We start from the raw sequence: 18,230 nt of genomic DNA, 5'->3' as shown, positions 1-18,230 counted from the left end.
CGCTACGCGCTTTGTAACTGGCCGGAGTACGCCCGAGCCAGAACCGCCATCCGTTGCCGGCGCGACGCCGGGCGGGTCTTCACGATCTCCACGACGCCGACGCGCCACAGCACCGCATACAACTGAATCAGCGGCACGGTTAACACTGGTGCCAGGACCTGAGGCAACTGATCGGTGAGGGCGTCGGTCATCGACATATTTCCGACAGTGACCGCGGCACCCGGCTTGTCGGCAAACACATCGTTACTGAAAGGCAAAACATGGTCGAAAAAACGTCGCGCCGCGGAACTCCGCAAAGCGAAGCCGTCCAGAAGATCCGCGAAGGTGAGACGTTCGCGGTGAACCTGCCGATCGTCGGGCAGGTCATGGTCCCGCGACCGGACCAGCTCGCCTACTACGCCGGCCTGGCGGCGCTGGCCGCTTTCGAGCTCATCGACTGGCCGGTGGCCCTGGTCATCGCCGCCGGGCACATCATGGCCAACAACCACCACAACCGCATCCTCGAGGAGCTCGGCGAGGCGATGGAGGAGTGCTGAGCCGGCCGGTGAGCATCCGCCGCCGAAGCTTGCCCACCTTGCGCACGTTGCCCACCGTGCCCACCCTTGCCAAGGGCTGCGCTAGCGTGGAGTCACAAGTCCACGCGCGGGAGCGCACGCCGAGTGCGCTGAGAGGACGGCTGAGGGCCGTCGACCGTATGAACCTGACCGGGTAATGCCGTCGTAGGGAGATGTTCATGACCGATCTGTCCGCACCCGTCGAGCCGATGTCCGTGACCACCGGACCGATCACGGGCAGCAGCAAGGGGTATCGAGATCTCGAGGGTCTACCGGGTTTACGGGTGCCGTTCCGCCGGGTGCACCTGTCCAACGGGGAGCACTTCGACCTGTACGACACCTCCGGCCCGTACACCGATCCCGACGCGGTGATCGACCTGCGCCGCGGGCTGCCGCCCCGGCCCGGCGTGGTGCGCGACCGTGGCACCCAGCTGCAGCGGGCCCGCGCCGGGGAGATCACCGCCGAGATGGCGTTCGTCGCCGCCCGCGAGGGCATGCCCGCCGAGCTGGTGCGCGAGGAGGTCGCCCGCGGCCGCGCGGTGATCCCGGCCAACCACAACCACCCGGAAAGCGAGCCGATGATCATCGGCAAGGCGTTCGCGGTCAAGGTCAACGCGAACATCGGCAACTCGGCGGTGGCGAGTTCCATCGCCGAAGAGGTCGACAAGATGGTGTGGGCCACCCGCTGGGGCGCGGACACCGTCATGGATTTGTCCACCGGCAAGGACATCCACGAAACCCGTGAGTGGATCCTGCGCAACTCGCCGGTGCCGGTCGGCACCGTCCCGATCTATCAGGCGGTGGAGAAGGTCAACGGGGACCCGACCAAGTTGACCTGGGAACTCTACCGTGACACCGTGATCGAGCAGTGCGAGCAGGGTGTGGACTATATGACCGTGCACGCCGGGGTGCTGCTGCGCTACATCCCGCTGACCGCCAACCGAGTGACCGGCATCGTGTCCCGCGGTGGGTCGATCATGGCGGCCTGGTGTTTGGCACATCATCAAGAATCCTTCCTGTACACCCACTTCGAGGAGCTGGCCGATATCTTCGCCCGCTACGACGTCACCTTCTCCCTCGGCGACGGGCTGCGGCCCGGATCGATCGCCGACGCCAACGACGCCGCGCAGTTCGCCGAGCTGCGCACCCTGGGCGAGCTGACCAAGATCGCGAAAGCTCGTGGGGCACAGGTCATGATCGAAGGTCCAGGGCATATCCCGATGCATAAGATCGTCGAGAACGTCCGGCTGGAAGAGGAGTGGTGCGAGGAAGCGCCGTTTTACACGCTGGGTCCGCTGGCCACCGACATCGCCCCGGCCTACGACCACATCACCTCGGCGATCGGCGCGGCCATCATCGCCCAGGCCGGCACCGCCATGCTGTGCTACGTCACTCCCAAAGAGCATTTGGGATTACCGGACCGCAAGGACGTCAAGGACGGGGTGATCGCCTACAAGATCGCCGCCCACGCCGCCGACCTGGCCAAAGGGCACCCGCGCGCGCAGGAGCGTGACGACGCATTGAGCCGGGCGCGCTTCGAGTTTCGCTGGAAGGATCAGTTCGCGCTTTCGTTGGATCCGGACACCGCGCGCGAGTTCCACGACGAGACCCTGCCCGCCGAGCCCGCCAAGACCGCGCACTTCTGCTCGATGTGCGGGCCGAAGTTCTGCTCCATGCGCATCACCCAGGATGTCCGCGACTACGCCGCCGCGCACGGACTGGAGTCGGTAGCCGACATCGAAACCGTACTGCAGCAGGGCATGGCGGAGAAGTCGCGTGAGTTTGCCGAGCACGGCAACCGGGTGTATCTGCCGGTGACGTGAGGTATCTGCCGCTGCCGCGCCGTGGTGAGACGCCGGTGCGGGTGCTGACGATCGCCGGATCAGACTCCGGTGGTGGCGCCGGACTGCAGGCCGACGTCCGCAGCTGTGCGCTGCTCGGGGTGCATGCCCTCTGCGCGGTTGTCGCGGTCACGGTGCAGGACTCTTTGGGTGTCAAAGGTTTTCATGAGGTTCCCGGTGACGTCATCGCAGCCCAGATCGAGGCCGTGTGTACTGACATCGGGTTGCAGGCCGCCAAGACCGGCATGCTGGCGTCGGGTGAGGTCGTGCTCGCCGTCGCTAAAGCCTGGCGTGACCACGGGGCGGGTGTGCCGCTGGTTGTCGATCCGGTGTGCGCCTCCATGCACGGGGATCCCTTGCTGCATCCGGATGCGCTGGATCCGCTTCGCGCGGAGCTGTTTCCGCTTGCCACCCTGGTGACGCCGAACGTAAACGAGGTACGGCTGCTGGCCGGCATCGAGGTGCTCGACCGCGGCTCGCAGCGGGAAGCGGCCCGCGCGCTGCATGCGATGGGGCCCCGATGGGTGCTGGTCAAGGGCGGGCATCTGCGGTCTTCCCAGCTCAGCACCGACGTGCTGTTCGACGGCAGCGATTTTCACGAATTCCACTCCTCGTGGGTAAACACCATCCACGACCATGGCGCCGGTGACACCCTGGCGACCGCCGTGACCTGTGCGCTTGCCCATGGGGCCACGGTGCCGGACGCGGTCGCTTTCGGGAAGCGATGGGTGACCGAATGCCTGCGCGCCGGCTACCCCCTGGGACATGGCCACGGCCCGGTGTCCCCGCTGTTCCGGCTGATCCCGTGACCGGGATCCTCGAGCAGATCGCCGGTGTCGTGCACCACCCTGCGGGTGACCCACCCGGCCGGGTACGAGCTCGCCCGAAAGGCGTGGTGGTGTTGACCCATGGTGCCGGTGGCAGCAGGGAATCCCCACTGCTGCAGCAGGTTTGCGAAGAGTGGGCGCGCCGTGGCTGGCTGGCGGTGCGCTATGACCTGCCCTATCGACGGCGCAGGCCGACCGGGCCGCCGTCCGGATCGGGGGCGGGCGATCGCGCCGGCATCGCCGAGGCGATCACGGTGTGCCGCGGTTTGGCCGGCGGACCGCTGATCGCCGGCGGCCACTCTTACGGCGGTCGCCAAACCTCCATGGTGGTCGCGCACGGTGCGGGGGAGGCCGCGGCGGCGGTGAGCCTGTTGACGCTGCTCTCCTATCCGCTGCATCCACCCGGTCGGCCGCAACGCACCCGCACCGGGCACCTGTCGGGCATTACCGTGCCGACGGTGTTCGTCCATGGGTCGTCGGACCCCTTCGGCACCCTTGAGGAAGTGCGCGCCGCCGCGGCGTTGGTCGCCGCCCCGACGGAGGTTGTCGAGGTCGCCGGCGCGCGCCACGACCTGTCCTCGAAGACCCTGGATGTGCCCGCGCTCGCCGTCGATGCGGCGCTGCGGTTGCTGGGGTGAGGTCGGCCCGAGTTTTCCGCCACACCCCCGGCGGCAGGTGCCCGGTACCGCGGGTACAGTATCGTCAACCCGTGGACCTTTCGCCCTATGACGTCATCATCGTGGGCGCCGGTTTCGGCGGCATCGGCGCGGCGATCCAGCTCAACCGGCTCGGCTACGACAACATCGTCATCCTCGAACGCGAGGCCGACCTCGGGGGGACCTGGCACGTCAACCGCTACCCGGGGCTGGCCGTCGACATCCCGTCCACCACCTACTCCTACTGGTTCGAGCCCAATCCGTACTGGTCACGGCTGTTTGCGCCGGGGCCCGAGCTCAAGCGCTATGCCGAGCACGTCGCCGACAAGTACGACGTGCGCCGCTACATGCGGTTCAACACGGCGGTGGAAGGTGCCCGCTGGGACGAGGACGCCCGGCTGTGGTTGGTCGCGCTGGCCGGTGGTGATGCGCTGACCGCGCGCATCCTGATCACCGCGACGGGCTTTTTGTCCCAGCCGCACACCCCCGACATCCCGGGTATCGCCAGCTTTTCCGGCAAGGTCGTGCACACCACCGCCTGGGACGACGGCTACAGTTTCGACGGTCGCCGGGTCGGGCTCATCGGCACCGGGGCCACCGCCGTGCAGCTGATCCCCGAGCTGGCCAAACAGGTTGCCGACCTCACGGTTTACCAGCGCACCCCGATCCACGTGGTGCCCAAGATCGACTTCGCCATCCCGGTGTGGCTGCAACAGGTGTTCGCCCGGATCCGGCCGGTGCACCGGGCGTTTCGCTGGGTGACCGACACCCTCTTCGAGTTGATGACGGTGACCGGGGTGCTGCACTACCGGCAGTTTCGCCGGCTGAACATCGCCGCAGCGGATCTGGCCAAGATCAACCGGTTCATTCACATCCGCGACAAGGAGTTGCGGCGCAAGCTGACTCCCGACTACGACTTCGGCTGCAAACGGCCCACCTGGTCCAACAGCTACTACCGGGCTTTCACCAAACCGCATGTGCACCTGGAGACCAATTCGATCGAGCGAATCGAGCCGGACGGGATCGTCACCGTAGACGGACACAAGGCCGTGATCGACACTCTCGTGTTGGCTACCGGGTTCGACTTGTGGGAGGCTAACTTCCCGGCTTTCGAGATCGTCGGGCGGGAAGGCCGTAATTTGGGAAAGTGGTGGCGTGAGAACCGATTCCAGGCTTACCAGGGTCTGTCCATCCCGTATTTCCCGAATTACCTGAGTCTGGCGAGCCCCTATGGGTTTTCCGGACTGTCGTTCTTTAATACCATGGAATACCAGATGCGGCACATGGATCGGTTATTGGGGGAGGTAAGACGCAGAGGGGCAACGACATTCGAGGTCACCGAAGAAGCAAACGCTCGTTTCCTGGACCGGATGACCAAGCTGCTGGACGACTCGGTGTTCTACGCCGGCGACTGCGTCACGTCGAGATCCTACTATTTCAACCGAGCCGGTGAGGCGTCGCTGCTGCGCCCCACGTCGACACGCAATGCGGTGCGCGAAGGCTCGACCTTCCCGTTGAGTGACTACGCAATTTCCTAGCTGAGCCCCTCGCCCAGGCGGTGACACCAAAGCCCAAACCCCGCAAGGGGTGTCATCCGAGTGCATCGCCAAAACAGGCCCGGTGGCAAGGGGCGCCATCGGTTGTTCCCGTGGATGTGCCGGCCGACCACGTCCGAACTCATGGCCGCATCGGCGTGCGGTGCCGCTTATCGTGCGGCGGAACCCCGTTGACTCCGGTGATGGACTGGGCGTAGTTTCCGACGGCGAACGCAACGCCGGAACCCATGACGGCCAGGGCTTCCCGGTTAATGTTATCAACCGTGTCATTGGCGTTGTGGTAGTCGGGGTCGAAGGCAACCCCGGGTTTGCCGCCCCACAGCCGCGCCTGGGCAGGGGTTTTCTGCTGCGATGCGCCGGTGGTCATGCCACCGATCGGCACACCTGCTACCAGAAATGGCCGATAGTCGGCTTTAGTGGTCAACGGCATATCGGCGGGCCGCTTGCCGGCCAGGTTTAGGTAACCCGCCAGGGTTCGTTCGATACCGGCCGAGCCCTCGGGCACGTCTTGGGGGGCAACGCCGGAACCCGGTGGACCGGACTGGTCGCCGTCATCGGTGAAAAACCCCGCGTTGGGTGAGCCCAGCATGTCGAAGTTCAGGTACAGCGCGATGTCATTGAGCTGGTTACGGTCCAAGCCGAACACATAGTCCAGGGATCCGTTGATGCCCTCTTCCTCGGCCCCCCAGAACGCGAACCGGACCGCGTTGGTCACCGCCGGCTGCGGACCCAGTTGCAGCGCGGTCTCCAGTACCGCGGCCACCCCCGAGGCGTTGTCGTTGATGCCCGGGCTATCGTGCACGCTGTCGAGGTGCGCGCCGACCATCACCACATCGGTTGGTGAGCCGGTCTTAGTCTGTGCCAACACGTTTCGTGACGTGATCTTGGCGGTTTCGGTGTCTAGGATGAGCCGAACCGGCCCGGTGGCGTGCCGCAGGGCGGTGCCGCCGTCGATGCCGACAACCGCGACCGGCACGGTGAGCCGGTTGTAGTAGCCGGGGCTGAACAGTTTGGGTGGCGCGCCCTGGCTGCCGGGTTCGCTGACCACGACCAACGCTCGCGCCCCCTTGGCCACAGCGGCGTTCTGCTTGTCGACGATGGAGCAGTTGGTGTCGTCGGTCACGGCGATCGCATCTTTGGCCGCGGCGGCCCGGTAATCGCTCGCGGCACACCCGGCCGGACGTGCCGGCAGCACCACCCGGCCGATGAGGCCGCCGGGAGGGGTGCGCACCAGCAGGGACGCCTGATCCACGGGATAGCTGCGACCGGAGACGCTGACCATCGGCTTTCCCGGTGACGCGGTATACAACCTGTCGAACTGCGGTGTAGAGACGTCGAATCCCTTGTCGCGCAGCATTTTCACCACATAGTCGACGCTGGCGTCATAGCCGGGGGTGCCCTCGGCGCGGTTTCCCTTATTGGCGTTGGCGATGTCCTGGAAAGCCCGCAAATGCGTGAGCAGCGCATCCACGGTCACCCTGGCGGCCAGGGAGTAACCCAGGCCGGCCGGTGCCGCCGACGGTCGGGCATGCGACGCGCATCCCGCCACCAGCGCCGCCAGCGCCAGCGCCACGGCACCCGTCCGAGTGACCATTACTTGCTGAGCACATGCCGGGTCCGGTCCTCCCGGGCCGGAACGCCGTTGCGCCCGCCGAGGTCCTGCGCGTATAGCCCGACCGCGTAGGCGACACCGCCACCGAGGATGCCGAGCGGGGTGCGGTCGATATGGTCGAGCGTGTCGGTCTTCTTGTGATAGTTGGGGTCGAACGGCTCGTCGGCGGTTCCGCCCCAGAGCTTAGCCTGTTCCGCTGACTTCTTCGCCTCCGCACCGGAGAACAGCCCCCCCGAGGGGATACCCGCCACGGTGAATCCGTCGTAGTCCGAACGGCCGTCAAAGGCGGTGTCCTGCGCGACCTTACCGGCGGACTTCAGATAGCCGACAAGCGTGCGCTCGATGCCGGCGGAGCCCTCGGGCACCACCGGCTCACCACGCTGGTCCGGAGGCATTGACAGGTCGCCGTCATAGGTGAAGTACCCGGGGTTAGGGGAGGCCAGCATGTCGAAGTTCAGGTACAGCGCAATGTCTTTAAGCGCCTCGACGTCCAGTGACTGAACGTATTTGCGCGACCCGACGAGCCCGAGTTCCTCCGCACCCCAGAAACCGAACCGCACCGCGTTGCGCACCCGTGGCGAGCTTCCCAGCTGCACCGCGGTTTCCAGCACGGCAGCCACCCCGGAGCCGTCGTCGTTGATACCGGGCCCCTCGGGCACGCTGTCCAGATGCGCGCCTGCCATCACCACGTTGGATGTCGACCCGGTCTTTGTCTGGGCAATCACATTGCGGGCCTGAAACGTTCGGGTGCTGGCATTGAGTTTGACGGTTGTCGGCCCGGGATGCGCGCGCAGCTGGGCCCCGTCTGCCCTGGTGATGCTGACCACCGGGATCTTGGCGTCGGAGTTCTCCCCCAGGGTGCCTCCCATCTCCTTCTCGTCGACGTTGTCGGCGACGATCAACGCCACCGCCCCGCGCTGCACCGCGGCTTCCTCCTTCTGGAGAAACGGGCAGGTGCCCCGGTCCACCAGCACGACCGCGCCGGACACCGGGAGCCCGTCGTAGTCGGATGCCGTGCAGCCCGGGCTGTCCTCGACCGGTGCGGGTACCAAAGGTCCGCTCACCCCCGCGGCCGGGGTAGCGGGGCTGAACTCCAGCGCATGCGCGTCCAGGGTTTTGCCGGCGACGGTCACCGACCCCTTCTCGGCATGGAACACCCGGGCCTGAAACTCCGGGGTTTGCACATCGAAGCCGCTGGACCGCAACGTCTTCACCACATAGTCGACGGTGGCGTCATAGCCCGGGGTGCCCACCGCTCGGGTGCCGTTGTTGGCGTTGGCGATGTCTTGCAGTTTCGCCAGATGCGCCATCATGGCGTCGGTGCTGACCCGGTTGCGCAAGGCGGTGGCGAATTCGGTGGCAGCGGCTTGTTCCGTGACCGGCCGCGAGGTCCCGGACCGCTCGACACAGCCACCGGCCAGAAACGCGGTGACCGCGACCGCGGTGATCGTCGTCAGCGTCGTCCTCAAGTTTTTCACCATCGGGCCCAGGTTAGACGCCCCCGCCGGGCGACGGCATCGCGCCGTGGCGGCCTTGGCCGGCGGCCCTCCGGTCACGGCCCGCTCAGGCTGAGCGCACGATGAGCTCGGCGACGGCCCGCATTCCGGCGGCGTTCGGGTGAAACGGCGCCGGGCGCCACGGCAGCGGCCACCCGGCACCCACCGTCCACGGGTCTGCCGACCAAGCGTGGTGTGCCCGGCTGGCTTGCCCGGCCCGCACGATCTCACAGCCGGTTGCCTCCGCCGCCGCGGCGGTGAGCTCCTCCAGGCGGGCAGCGACATGACGGCCCAGGTCGGCGTCGGTCTGCGACAGCGGCGGGGCGGGCACGCCCGCCGGCGGCAGCAGGGTGAGATAGTCGACAAACACCACCCGGGCCCGCGGTGCTCGGCGGCGGACCGCCGCTCCGACCTCGCGCAGCGAATCGCCGGCCCGCCCGAGGGCATCCTCCCGAGCCCGCGGATCCAGCAAAGCGGCGATCCTCGGCAGCAGCCGGGCGGGCCGCGGCAGGGAGGCGGCCACCAGCAGCGGCACGTAGCCGACGTCGTTGCCGCCGATAGTGATCGTGACCAGGGCCTCGGACCCGTCGAGCGCATCGATCTGCGGCGGGGCGCCCCGTTGCCGGGCGGTGAGCAGATGAGCCGTCGTCGCGCCGGAGAAGGTCACGTCCACCAGATCGAGGTTTAATCGATCGGCGACCAGGTGAGCGTAGTTGCGTGCCGAACGGCCCGAGCCCCACGGCGCACCCCGGGCGCGCGGGGGGATACCGGGACCGGCCGCCATCGAACTTCCCAGGGCCACATACCGCGTTCTAGGTGTTTCACCTCGTGCTGCGCCCGATCGATCCGTCATCGGGCAGGGCTGGACGCCTGGGCCCAAAACCGCTTCGGAATCCGCCCGGCGCGCCGGGCCAGGTAGCCGGCGTTGACGGCGGCGGCCATGGCGGCGGCCATCGCGGGCGGGTCGGCGGCACGGGTCACGGCACTCGCCAACAACACCGCGTCGCACCCCAGCTCCATCGCCAGCGCCGCGTCACTGGCGGTGCCGATCCCCGCGTCGAGCACTACCGGCACACCGGCCCGGGCGACGATCATCTCGATATTATGCGGGTTGGCGATGCCCAGCCCGGTGCCGATCGGCGAGCCCAGCGGCATCACCGCCGCGCATCCGGTGTCTTCCAGCCGGCGCGCCAGCGCGGGATCGTCGTTGGTGTAGGGCAGCACCACGAAGCCGTCGTCCACCAATTGCTCTGCGGCCCGCACCAATTCCACGGCATCGGGCAGCAGCGTGCGCTCGTCGGCGATCACCTCGAGTTTGACCCAGTCGGTGTGCAGCGCCTCGCGCGCCAGTTGCGCGGTCAGTACCGCCTCGGTCGCGCTGCGGCAGCCCGCGGTGTTGGGCAGCGGCGTGATCCCGAGCCGGCCCAGCAGCTCGAGCATGCCGGTGCCGCCGTCGGTATCGACGCGGCGGATCGCGACGGTGGTCAACTCGGTGCCCGATGCGATCAACGCCTGTTCCAGCACCGCGAGATTGCTCGCTCCTCCGGTGCCCAGGATCAGCCGCGAGGTGAAGCTGCGCCCGGCGATCGTCAGCTTGTCCGCGTTGCCGCTAGCCACCCTGCACCGCCGTCACCACCTCGAGTCGCGCGCCGTCGGACAACGGTGTCGCCCACCGCGACCGCGGCAGCACCGCCTGATCCAGCGCCACCGCGATCCCCCGGTCGGGGTAGCCCAGGGATCGAAGCAGCCCGGCCACCGTGGTCGTCTCGTCGACTTCCACACGGCGCTCGTTGACAATGACGATCATCGATGCGTCCCCACTGAAACGAGTTCGGACACGATCTGCTCGGCGGTCCACGGCGCCAGCAGAAAACCGGAGCGGCCATGCCCGGCGGCGACCAGGGTGCGGGTGTCCAGCCGCTGCACCAGTGGAAGGTTGTCCGGGGTCATCGGGCGCAGCCCGGCGGCACATTCGGCCAGCTCGTACTCTCCCAGCCCGGGAAGCACCGCGCAGGCGTCGTCGAGCAGGTCACGCACGCCCGAGACGGTCGGCGCGGTGTCGCGCCCGTGCTCATACTGGGTGGCCCCGACAACCATCCCGTCGGCGCGGGGCACCAGATAGACCTGTCGCCCGTGGACTCGGGCGCGGATTACCCGCCGCGGCACCGGCATAGCGCCTTTTCGCCAGCGCAGCCGCAGCACCTCGCCCTTCACCGGACGGATCGGCAGGCCGGGCCACAGCGCCGGGGCGTCGATACCGTTGGCGATCACGACCGCGTCGGCTTCGATCGCCGAGACATCGGCTACCGGTGGTGCCCACGTGACGGCGAGCCGCTCGCAGGCAAGGCGCAGCGCCTCAAGCACCGCGCGGTTGTCCACCGCGAGTTCGGTGGGGGCCCGGAATCCATGCCGGATACCCTGTGCCAGAAGGGGTTCCACGTCACGGGCGGAGGACTCCCAAATCACCGGGTGACCTTGCGCGGACAACCAGTCCGCGACCGTGCGCAGGTCGGCGACGTCGGCAGAGTCGACGCCCACCACCAGCGACTCGCGGGCGGTGATGACCTGCGGCGGTAGCCCGTCCAGAAAACGACCCTGGTGCCACAGCCGCAGCGACTCCAGCCCCAGCCGCAGCAGCCGCTCTTCACCGGGCCAGCCCTCGCTGTGCGGGGCGAGCATGCCGCCGGCCACCCAGGAGGCACCGTACTCGCCGGTGCGATGCACCCGCACCGACCAGCCGGCCTGGGCGGCCCGGCGCGCCACCGACAACCCGATGACACCGCCGCCGATCACGGCTAATGACCCCGATGCCTCCGGTGGCACGGTCTCTCCCTTCGCCGGCATGATCCGGATCAGGTGTGAACGGTAAGGGCAGGCTCGCCGGGCGGATGCCCGATCGCCCGGCCCCTCCCCGGGTCTTGCGACCCGCGTCGTCGCCGGGCGGACCGTGTGCCCACTCTCAGCCCCGCACGTGTTTGCTGGCCCGGGACTCCCGTGACACGGTTTTCCACGCTTTTCCACGTTCCACGCTAGCGGCTACCGTCACGGTGTGCACGACGGTATCGCTCGTAGCCGGCTTGCGGCCGCCCGGTTGTACCTGTGCACCGACGCTCGCCGTGAGCGTGGCGACCTGGCCGAGTTCGTCGACGCCGCACTGGCCGGCGGGGTGGACATCATCCAACTGCGCGACAAGGGCTCGGAAGGCGAGCGCCGGTTCGGCCCCCTGGAGGCGTGCGACGAACTGGCGGCGCTGGGGGTCCTCGCCGAGGCCGCCCGGCGTTACGGTGCCCTGGTGGCGGTCAACGATCGCGCCGATATCGCCCGTGCCGCGGGCGCTGATGTGCTGCACCTGGGTCAGCGTGACTTGCCGCTGCGGGTGGCGCGGGAAGTCGTCGGCCCGGGCACGCTGATCGGCCGCTCTACCCACGACCCCACCGAGGCGGCGCGCGCGGTGGCTGAGGATGTCGATTATTTCACCGTCGGCCCGTGCTGGCCCACGCCGACCAAGCCGGGCCGCCCCGCGACGGGCCTGGAGCTGGTCCGCTCCGCCGCCGCGCTCGCCGGGCACAAGCCGTGGTTCGCCATCGGCGGCATCGACTCCCGGCGGTTGCCGCAGGTGCTCGAGGCCGGTGCCCGCCGGGTGGTGGTAGTGCGAGCGATCACCGCTGCCGAGGATCCGCGGGCCGCCGCGGAAACGCTCAGCGCAGCGCTTGCAGCAGCGAGCTGATCCGGGAACTCGGCCGCGAGGGGATCCGATGCTCGGCGGGCACACACCAGACGAACACCCCGGTCTCGATCTCCACGGTGCGCGGCAGCTGCCGGCGCCGTTCGTCACCGGGGCGCAGCGGCACGGGCGCGGGTGTGACCCGCAGCCGCTCCCAGCTGGCCGCCAATCCGGGATGCAGCGGAAAGTCGGCCACCTCGTTCTCGTCCACCCAGCGCAGCTCGGCGCTTTCCCGGTTGGGCACTGCGCACAGCAGTTCGTCGGCGTCGGCGACGACCGTGGTGTAGGTCCAGCACGTCCCGTCGGCCCCGGGCACCTCGGCAGTGACCACGGCGGCACGAACCCGGATCCGGTTGGGGGGCAGACCGGTTTCCTCGTGGGCTTCACGCACGGCGGTCTGCTCGGCGGTCTCGTGGCTGTCCCGGGCACCACCCGGAAGACCCCAGGTGCCACCCTGATGGCTCCACGGCGCCCGATGCTGAAGCAGCACCGCCGGCGTGCCGTCGGGGCGCGGCGCCCGCAGCAGCAGGCCCGCCGCGCCGTAGCGGCCCCAGTACGCAACCCCGGTGTGGGAGATCGCCCATCCGTCACCGTCGCCGAGCACGCCGTCCAGAATACGGGCCCCGGCGGCTCGCAGGGCCGGCGTGAATGGTGAGGGTCCCCGGTAGCAGCCCGGGAGGATGCCGGCCGTGACGCTCGAGCGACCCCGACACGGGTCGTGAGTGACCGCTCTACGGCTACGCACCGGGCAACGTCGACTCTTAGAATTCTTTTATAGAGTCGGTGGCACGAATGGCCGAAAGGTGAGGTCTTAGCAAACGTGTCCGTGGAGTTGGCGCACCCGTCGACCGAGCCCCTGGGGTCGCGGTCGCCAACCGAACCGGCGCATCCTCGCTGGTGGTTTATTTCGACGACTCCGGGCCGTATTTTGACCATCGGTGTGATCCTGGCCGCCCTCGGCGGGCTCAGCGCGTTTGCCACCTCGACGACGATCAACCACCGCCAGCAAGCGTTATCGACGGTGTTGAACCACACCGAGCCGCTGGCGTTCGCCGCGGGGCGGCTCTACACCACGCTGTCGGTCGCTGATGCCGCGGCGGCGACGGCGTTTATCGCCCAAGCCGAGCCGACCGCTGTCCGCCAGCGCTACGAGCAGGCCGTTACCGACGCGGCGGCGGCGGTGACCCGGGCATCCAGCGGGCTCACCGATGAGCCGCTGGTGCAATTGCTGGGCCGGATCAACGCCGAGCTGGCCGTCTATACCGGGTTGATCGAAACCGCACGCACCAACAACCGGGCCGGTAACCCCGTGGGGTCGTCGTATCTGTCGGAAGCGTCGACGTTGATGCAGCAGACGATTCTGCCTGACGCGCAACGGCTTTACCAGGCAACATCGGAACGGGTGGACGCGGAAACGACGGCGTCGACCCAGATTCCGGCCCCGGTGATCCTCGTCGTCGCGACCACCATGGCCTTCGGTGCGTTCGCGCATCGGTGGCTGGCGCGGCGCACCAGGCGACGGATCAACCCCGGCCTGGTCGTGGGCGCGCTCGCGATCCTGGTGATGGTGGCCTGGGTGGGCACGGCGCTGACGATTTCCACCACCGCCTCCCGCGACGCCAAAAACACGGCGGCGGAGTCACTGAAGACCATCACCAACCTCGCGATCACGGCCCAGCAGGCCAGAGCCGATGAGACCCTGTCGCTGGTGCGGCGCGGGGACGACGACAGCGGCACGCGATCCTTCAATCAACGCCTCGACACCATGCAGCAACAGCTGGACCGATATTTGTCCCGCACCGACGCCGCAGGCAAGGCCGACTTGCAGGGTGCCGGTCAGTTGCTGGCCCGGTGGCGGCAGGCCAACGAGCGGATCAACTCCTACATCTCGGTGGGCAACTACCTCGCCGCCACCGAGGTGGCGCTGGGCAGCGGCGAAAACAACTCCAGACCCGCGTTCGACAAGCTCGAGGGCGAGCTGAACATGGCGATGGAACAAAGTCGCGAGCAACTACGCAACGAAATCGCCAACGCGCGCCGCGGGTTATCCGGTGCCACGGTCGGCGCGGTAGTGCTCAGTCTGGGCGGCGCTGTCGCGGTCGCTTTGGGTCTGTGGCCCCGGCTGAACGAGTATCGCTAATGACCCGCACGCTCCGGATCCTGGGTGCCGCCGCGATGGTCGGCCTGCTGGCCGGTTGCGGCCACCCGGTGCCCATGCTGCCGACGCCGGTGCCGACGCTGGCCCCACCCACACCGGCCGGCATGGAGGTGATGCCCCCGCAGCCGCCGCCCCCGGAACACGAGCCCGAGCATTGCGACCGCACCGCGAGCCTGCGCCCGTTTCCCACCAAGGCCGAGGCCGACGCCGCGGTGGCCTATATTCGGGAACGCGGCCGGCTGATCGTCGGACTCGACATCGGCAGCAACCTGTTCAGTTTCCGGGATCCCGTCACCGGCGAGATCACCGGGTTCGACGTCGACATCGCCGGTGAGGTGGCCCGCGACATCTTCGGCAGCCCCTCTCATGTCGAGTACCGGATCCTCTCATCCGCCGAGCGCATCACCGCGTTGCAGAAATCCGAGGTCGACATCGTCGTTAAGACCATGACCATCACCTGCGAGCGGCGCAAACTGGTGAACTTCTCCACCGTCTATCTCGACGCCTACCAGCGCATTCTGGTGCCCCGGGACTCGGCGATCACCAAGCCCGCCGACCTGTCCGGCAAGCGGGTGTGTGAGGCTCGGGGCACCACGTCGATCAACCGCATTCGGGAGATCACCCCGCCGCCGGTCATCGTGTCGGTGGTGAACTGGGCTGACTGCCTGGTGACGCTGCAGCAGCGGCAGGTCGACGCCGTCAGCACCGACGACACGCTGCTGGCCGGGCTGATGGCACAAGACCCCTACCTGCACATCGTCGGCCCGAATATGGGCACCCAGCCCTACGGCATCGGGGTCAACCTGAACAACACCGCGCTGGTGCGGTTCGTCAACGGCACACTGGAACGTATTGAACGCAACGGCACCTGGAATGCCTTGTACCGCAAGTGGTTGACAACTCTGGGGCCGGCGCCGGCCCCGCCCACCCCGAGGTATCTGGACTGATGGGCCAGACCATGGAACACGACGAGGAAAGCCGTCACGACGAGGGCCCGGCCACCCAGCCGGCGGACGTGCTGGGCTCATCGTCGGTGAGCCGTCCCGCGCACACCCAGGCGATCTTTCGCCCCCGACTCGACGCCGACATCGAGCCCGGGCCGGCGGGGACCATCGAAACCGAACCGCAACAGCGGATGACCGCGCCGGTCCGGCGACTGGGTGGTGGTTTGGTGGAGATCCCCCGGGTGCCCGACATCGATCCCCTCGAGGCGCTGATGCCCGATCCGGTGGTCCCCGAGTCCAAGCGGTTCTGCTGGAACTGTGGACAGCCGGTGGGTCGCTCCGGTGCCGACGGCAAGGCTCCCCTAGAGGGCTGGTGCCCGCATTGTGGAAGTCCGTACTCGTTTCTGCCGCAATTGAATCCAGGCGATATTGTCGCTGGCCAGTATGAGGTCAAGGGATGTATCGCCCATGGTGGCCTGGGTTGGGTGTACCTGGCGTTCGACAAAAACGTCAATGACCGCCCGGTGGTGCTCAAGGGTCTGGTGCATTCCGGAGACGCCGAGGCCCAGGCGATCGCCATGGCCGAACGCCAGTTCCTTGCCGAGGTGGTGCACCCCGCGATCGTGCAGATCTTCAACTTCGTCGAACATCCCGACCGCCACGGGAATCCGGTGGGCTACATCGTCATGGAGTATGTCGGCGGGAAATCGCTCAAACGTCTCAAGGGTGAGAAGCTGCCGGTGGCGGAGGCGATCGCCTACATCCTGGAAATTCTGCCCGCGCTGGGATACCTGCACTCCCAGGGGCTGGTGTACAACGATCTCAAGCCGGAGAACATCATGCTCACCGAGGAGCAGCTCAAGCTGATCGACCTGGGGGCGGTGTCTCGGATCAATTCGTTCGGCTATCTCTACGGCACCCCGGGCTACCAGGCACCGGAGATCGTGCGGACCGGTCCGACGGTGGCCACCGACATCTACACGGTGGGGCGCACGCTGGCGGCGCTCACGTTGGATCTGCCCACCCGCCATGGCCGTTACCTCGACGGACTGCCGGAAAACGACCCGGTGCTGGCCAAATACGATTCGTTTGCCCGGTTGCTGCGCCGGGCCACCGACCCCGATCCGCTGCGGCGCTTCGCCAGCGCCGAGGAGATGTCCGGGCAGCTCCTGGGTGTGCTGCGGGAGGTGGTCGCCCTGGACACCGGGGTGCCCCGGCCGGGATTGTCGACGATTTTCACCCGCTCCCGGTCGACCTTCGGGGTGTCGCTCTTGGTCGCGCACACCGACGTCTATCTCGACGGCCAGGTGCATTCGGAGAAGCTCACCGCCAAGGAGATCGTCACCGCGCTGCCGGTGCCGATGGTGGATCCGGCCGATGTCGCCGCCCCGGTGCTCCAGGCGACGGTGCTCTCCGAGCCGGTGCAGACGCTGGATTCGTTGCGCGCCGTCCGCCACGGCGCTTTGGAGTCGGAGGGCATCGACTTATCCGAGTCGGTCGAATTGCCGCTGATGGAGGTCCGTGCGCTCCTTGACCTCGGCGATGTCGCCAAGGCCACGCGCAAACTCGACGACCTGGCCGAACGGGTCGGCTGGCGCTGGCGACTGGTCTGGTATCGCGCCGTCTCCGAACTGCTCACCGGGGACTATGACGCCGCCATCAAGCATTTCACCGAGGTGCTGGATACCTTCCCCGGCGAATACGCGCCTAAGCTCGCACTGGCCGCCACCGCCGAACTCGCCGGCTACACCGACGAGCACAACTTCTACCGCACGGTGTGGCGCACCGATGACGGTGTCATCTCGGCGGCTTTCGGACTGGCCAGGGCCCAGTCGGCGGCCGGCGACCGCGAGGGTGCGGTGCGCACTCTCGACGAAGTGCCCGCCACGTCCAGGCATTTCACCACTGCCCGGCTGACCAGTGCGGTGACGCTGCTGTCCGGCCGCTCCATCGGTGAGATCACCGAGGAGCATATCCGCGACGCGGCGCGGAGGGTCGAGGCGCTGCCGCCCACCGAGCCGCGCGTGCTGCAGATCCGCGCCCTAGTGCTGGGCACCGCGTTGGACTGGCTCGAGGCGGGCCACCGCGCCAGCACCAACCACATTCTCGGGTTCCCGTTCACCAAACACGGCCTGCGCCTGGGGGTTGAGGCGTCACTGCGCGCCCTGGCCCGGGTGGCGCCGACCCAGGCGCACCGCTACACACTGGTGGACATGGCCAATCGGGTTCGGCCCACCAGCACGTTCTAACTCGCTAACTCGCTAACTCGTGCCGCCCGGTGGGCTCCCCTATCGACTGTGCATCCTGGGCGTCGACTGTGCATTCTGGGCGAGAAAATCGCGTGGTTCCCGCCCTCAGCGCACACTCGACGCCCTCAGCGCACACTCGACGCCCGAAGCTGTCGCGCCCGCCGGACCCGGCGCACGATGTCGGTGGGATGGTCCTCGGCGACCACCCGAACCACGAGCCAACCCATGCACTCCAGCTTTTCCAGGCGTCGAATGTCGCTGAGGTACTGCAACCGGTCCGCCCGATGGTGATCACCGTCGTATTCGACGGCCACCATGCAGTCCTCCCAACCCATATCGAGGTAGGCGACCGGAAGACCGTCTGCACCCGTAACGGGAATCTGGGTCTGTGGCCGGGGCAGACCGGCGTCGATGAGCAGCAGCCGCAGGTAGCTTTCCCGGGGTGACTGGGCGCCGGCATCCACCAGGTCAAGCGCGGTCTCCAGGCGGCGGAGCCCGCGGGCGCCCGGATGACGCTGGGCGATGCCCAGCACCCTGTCCACCGTGAAAGCCGTTGCACGCGCGAGCGCGTCTAGGAGGCCTCTGAACAAGGAAGCCTGGCGGGGCGGGAAGA

The 18,230-nt window shown here is 67.9% G+C and carries 17 protein-coding genes, 1 pseudogene and 2 riboswitches; of the genes and pseudogenes, 9 read left to right on the top strand and 9 right to left on the bottom strand.

Annotated features, from left to right (window positions below; translation table 11 throughout):
• Nucleotides 1–2 precede the first annotated feature (2 nt).
• Nucleotides 3–191, bottom strand: a complete 189-nt coding sequence (locus QJR12_RS00875) for an Rv1535 domain-containing protein (protein WP_300576433.1) — start codon at nt 189–191, stop codon at nt 3–5.
• Nucleotides 192–260: 69 nt separating this feature from the next.
• On the opposite strand from QJR12_RS00875, the gene QJR12_RS00870 reads away from it, so the two are divergent.
• The 5 genes from QJR12_RS00870 (at nt 261) to QJR12_RS00850 (ending at nt 5,416) form a co-directional block, all read left to right on the top strand.
• Entirely contained in the window at nt 261–536 is a 276-nt protein-coding gene (locus QJR12_RS00870) for a hypothetical protein (protein ID WP_300575188.1), read from the top strand.
• Nucleotides 537–632: 96 nt separating this feature from the next.
• A riboswitch (TPP riboswitch) is annotated at nt 633–744 on the top strand.
• Complete coding sequence (gene thiC / locus QJR12_RS00865; RefSeq protein WP_300576430.1) at nt 743–2,377, top strand: phosphomethylpyrimidine synthase ThiC; 1,635 nt, start codon at nt 743–745, stop codon at nt 2,375–2,377. (Overlaps the previous riboswitch by 2 nt.)
• Nucleotides 2,374–3,204, top strand: a complete 831-nt coding sequence (gene thiD / locus QJR12_RS00860) for a bifunctional hydroxymethylpyrimidine kinase/phosphomethylpyrimidine kinase (RefSeq protein WP_300575186.1) — start codon at nt 2,374–2,376, stop codon at nt 3,202–3,204. The genes thiC and thiD overlap by 4 nt, the downstream gene beginning before the upstream one ends.
• Before the next feature lie 5 nt (nt 3,205–3,209).
• Nucleotides 3,210–3,860, top strand: a complete 651-nt coding sequence (locus QJR12_RS00855; protein ID WP_300576427.1) for an alpha/beta family hydrolase — start codon at nt 3,210–3,212, stop codon at nt 3,858–3,860.
• Between the two features lie 71 nt (nt 3,861–3,931).
• Nucleotides 3,932–5,416, top strand: a complete 1,485-nt coding sequence (locus QJR12_RS00850; RefSeq protein WP_300575185.1) for an NAD(P)/FAD-dependent oxidoreductase — start codon at nt 3,932–3,934, stop codon at nt 5,414–5,416.
• Between the two features lie 139 nt (nt 5,417–5,555).
• Here the strand turns inward: QJR12_RS00850 and QJR12_RS00845 are convergent, their stop codons facing one another.
• The 6 genes from QJR12_RS00845 to thiO all read right to left on the bottom strand — a co-directional run bounded on the left by QJR12_RS00845 (nt 5,556) and on the right by thiO (nt 11,386).
• Nucleotides 5,556–7,028, bottom strand: coding sequence for a M28 family peptidase (locus tag QJR12_RS00845; RefSeq protein ID WP_300575183.1), 1,473 nt, complete (start codon nt 7,026–7,028; stop codon nt 5,556–5,558).
• Nucleotides 7,028–8,527 (bottom strand): M28 family metallopeptidase, encoded by a 1,500-nt coding sequence (locus QJR12_RS00840; protein WP_300575181.1) that lies wholly within the window; start codon nt 8,525–8,527, stop codon nt 7,028–7,030. Before QJR12_RS00840 ends, QJR12_RS00845 begins: the two co-directional genes overlap by 1 nt.
• An 82-nt stretch (nt 8,528–8,609) precedes the next feature.
• Nucleotides 8,610–9,395 (bottom strand): SGNH/GDSL hydrolase family protein, encoded by a 786-nt coding sequence (locus tag QJR12_RS00835; RefSeq protein ID WP_300575179.1) that lies wholly within the window; start codon nt 9,393–9,395, stop codon nt 8,610–8,612.
• Entirely contained in the window at nt 9,392–10,135 is a 744-nt protein-coding gene (locus QJR12_RS00830) for a thiazole synthase (RefSeq protein ID WP_300576423.1), read from the bottom strand. Before QJR12_RS00830 ends, QJR12_RS00835 begins: the two co-directional genes overlap by 4 nt.
• A gap of 16 nt (nt 10,136–10,151) precedes the next feature.
• Nucleotides 10,152–10,349, bottom strand: coding sequence for a sulfur carrier protein ThiS (thiS, locus tag QJR12_RS00825; RefSeq protein WP_300575177.1), 198 nt, complete (start codon nt 10,347–10,349; stop codon nt 10,152–10,154).
• Nucleotides 10,346–11,386 carry a glycine oxidase ThiO gene (thiO, locus tag QJR12_RS00820; protein WP_300575175.1) on the bottom strand — a complete coding sequence of 347 codons (1,041 nt, stop codon included), beginning with the start codon at nt 11,384–11,386 and terminating at the stop codon, nt 10,346–10,348. The genes thiS and thiO overlap by 4 nt, the downstream gene beginning before the upstream one ends.
• Nucleotides 11,355–11,548, bottom strand: a riboswitch (TPP riboswitch). Its footprint overlaps the gene before it by 32 nt.
• A 55-nt stretch (nt 11,549–11,603) precedes the next feature.
• Here thiO and thiE point away from each other — a divergent pair.
• Nucleotides 11,604–12,269, top strand: a complete 666-nt coding sequence (thiE, locus tag QJR12_RS00815) for a thiamine phosphate synthase (protein ID WP_300576421.1) — start codon at nt 11,604–11,606, stop codon at nt 12,267–12,269.
• Here thiE and QJR12_RS00810 read toward each other — a convergent pair.
• Nucleotides 12,241–12,870 (bottom strand): NUDIX hydrolase, encoded by a 630-nt coding sequence (locus QJR12_RS00810; RefSeq protein ID WP_300575173.1) that lies wholly within the window; start codon nt 12,868–12,870, stop codon nt 12,241–12,243. The genes thiE and QJR12_RS00810 overlap by 29 nt on opposite strands.
• 216 nt (nt 12,871–13,086) lie before the next feature.
• Between QJR12_RS00810 and glnX the strand changes: the two genes are divergently transcribed.
• The 3 genes from glnX to QJR12_RS00795 are packed head-to-tail and all read left to right on the top strand — an operon-like array spanning nt 13,087 to nt 17,617.
• Nucleotides 13,087–14,406 carry a protein kinase G-activating protein GlnX gene (glnX, locus tag QJR12_RS00805; RefSeq protein ID WP_300575171.1) on the top strand — a complete coding sequence of 440 codons (1,320 nt, stop codon included), beginning with the start codon at nt 13,087–13,089 and terminating at the stop codon, nt 14,404–14,406.
• Between the two features lie 35 nt (nt 14,407–14,441).
• Complete coding sequence (locus QJR12_RS00800; RefSeq protein ID WP_300576418.1) at nt 14,442–15,371, top strand: glutamate ABC transporter substrate-binding protein; 930 nt, start codon at nt 14,442–14,444, stop codon at nt 15,369–15,371.
• A gap of 11 nt (nt 15,372–15,382) precedes the next feature.
• Nucleotides 15,383–17,617: a serine/threonine-protein kinase PknG gene (locus QJR12_RS00795; protein WP_300576415.1), complete on the top strand. Its 2,235-nt coding sequence runs from the start codon at nt 15,383–15,385 to the stop codon at nt 17,615–17,617.
• 125 nt (nt 17,618–17,742) lie between these two features.
• On the opposite strand, the pseudogene QJR12_RS00790 reads toward QJR12_RS00795, so the two are convergent.
• Nucleotides 17,743–18,230 (bottom strand): annotated as a pseudogene (locus tag QJR12_RS00790) (hypothetical protein); the annotation flags it as partial.

The organism is Mycobacterium sp., from assembly GCF_029961025.1.
Lineage (GTDB): Bacteria > Actinomycetota > Actinomycetes > Mycobacteriales > Mycobacteriaceae > Mycobacterium.
This window is presented reverse-complemented; position numbering and strand designations above follow the sequence as displayed.

Excerpts from the sequence above, each read along its gene's own strand:
- QJR12_RS00835 (WP_300575179.1), bottom strand. The coding sequence starts at position 9,395 with ATGACGGATCGATCGGGCGCAGCACGAGGTGAAACACCTAGAACGCGG.
- QJR12_RS00845 (WP_300575183.1), bottom strand. The coding sequence starts at position 7,028 with ATGGTCACTCGGACGGGTGCCGTGGCGCTGGCGCTGGCGGCGCTGGTG.
- thiS (WP_300575177.1), bottom strand. The coding sequence starts at position 10,349 with ATGATCGTCATTGTCAACGAGCGCCGTGTGGAAGTCGACGAGACGACC.
- QJR12_RS00840 (WP_300575181.1), bottom strand. The coding sequence starts at position 8,527 with ATGGTGAAAAACTTGAGGACGACGCTGACGACGATCACCGCGGTCGCG.
- thiO (WP_300575175.1), bottom strand. The coding sequence starts at position 11,386 with ATGCCGGCGAAGGGAGAGACCGTGCCACCGGAGGCATCGGGGTCATTA.
- QJR12_RS00795 (WP_300576415.1), top strand. The coding sequence starts at position 15,383 with ATGGAACACGACGAGGAAAGCCGTCACGACGAGGGCCCGGCCACCCAG.
- QJR12_RS00870 (WP_300575188.1), top strand. The coding sequence starts at position 261 with ATGGTCGAAAAAACGTCGCGCCGCGGAACTCCGCAAAGCGAAGCCGTC.
- QJR12_RS00875 (WP_300576433.1), bottom strand. The coding sequence starts at position 191 with ATGACCGACGCCCTCACCGATCAGTTGCCTCAGGTCCTGGCACCAGTG.
- QJR12_RS00800 (WP_300576418.1), top strand. The coding sequence starts at position 14,442 with ATGGTCGGCCTGCTGGCCGGTTGCGGCCACCCGGTGCCCATGCTGCCG.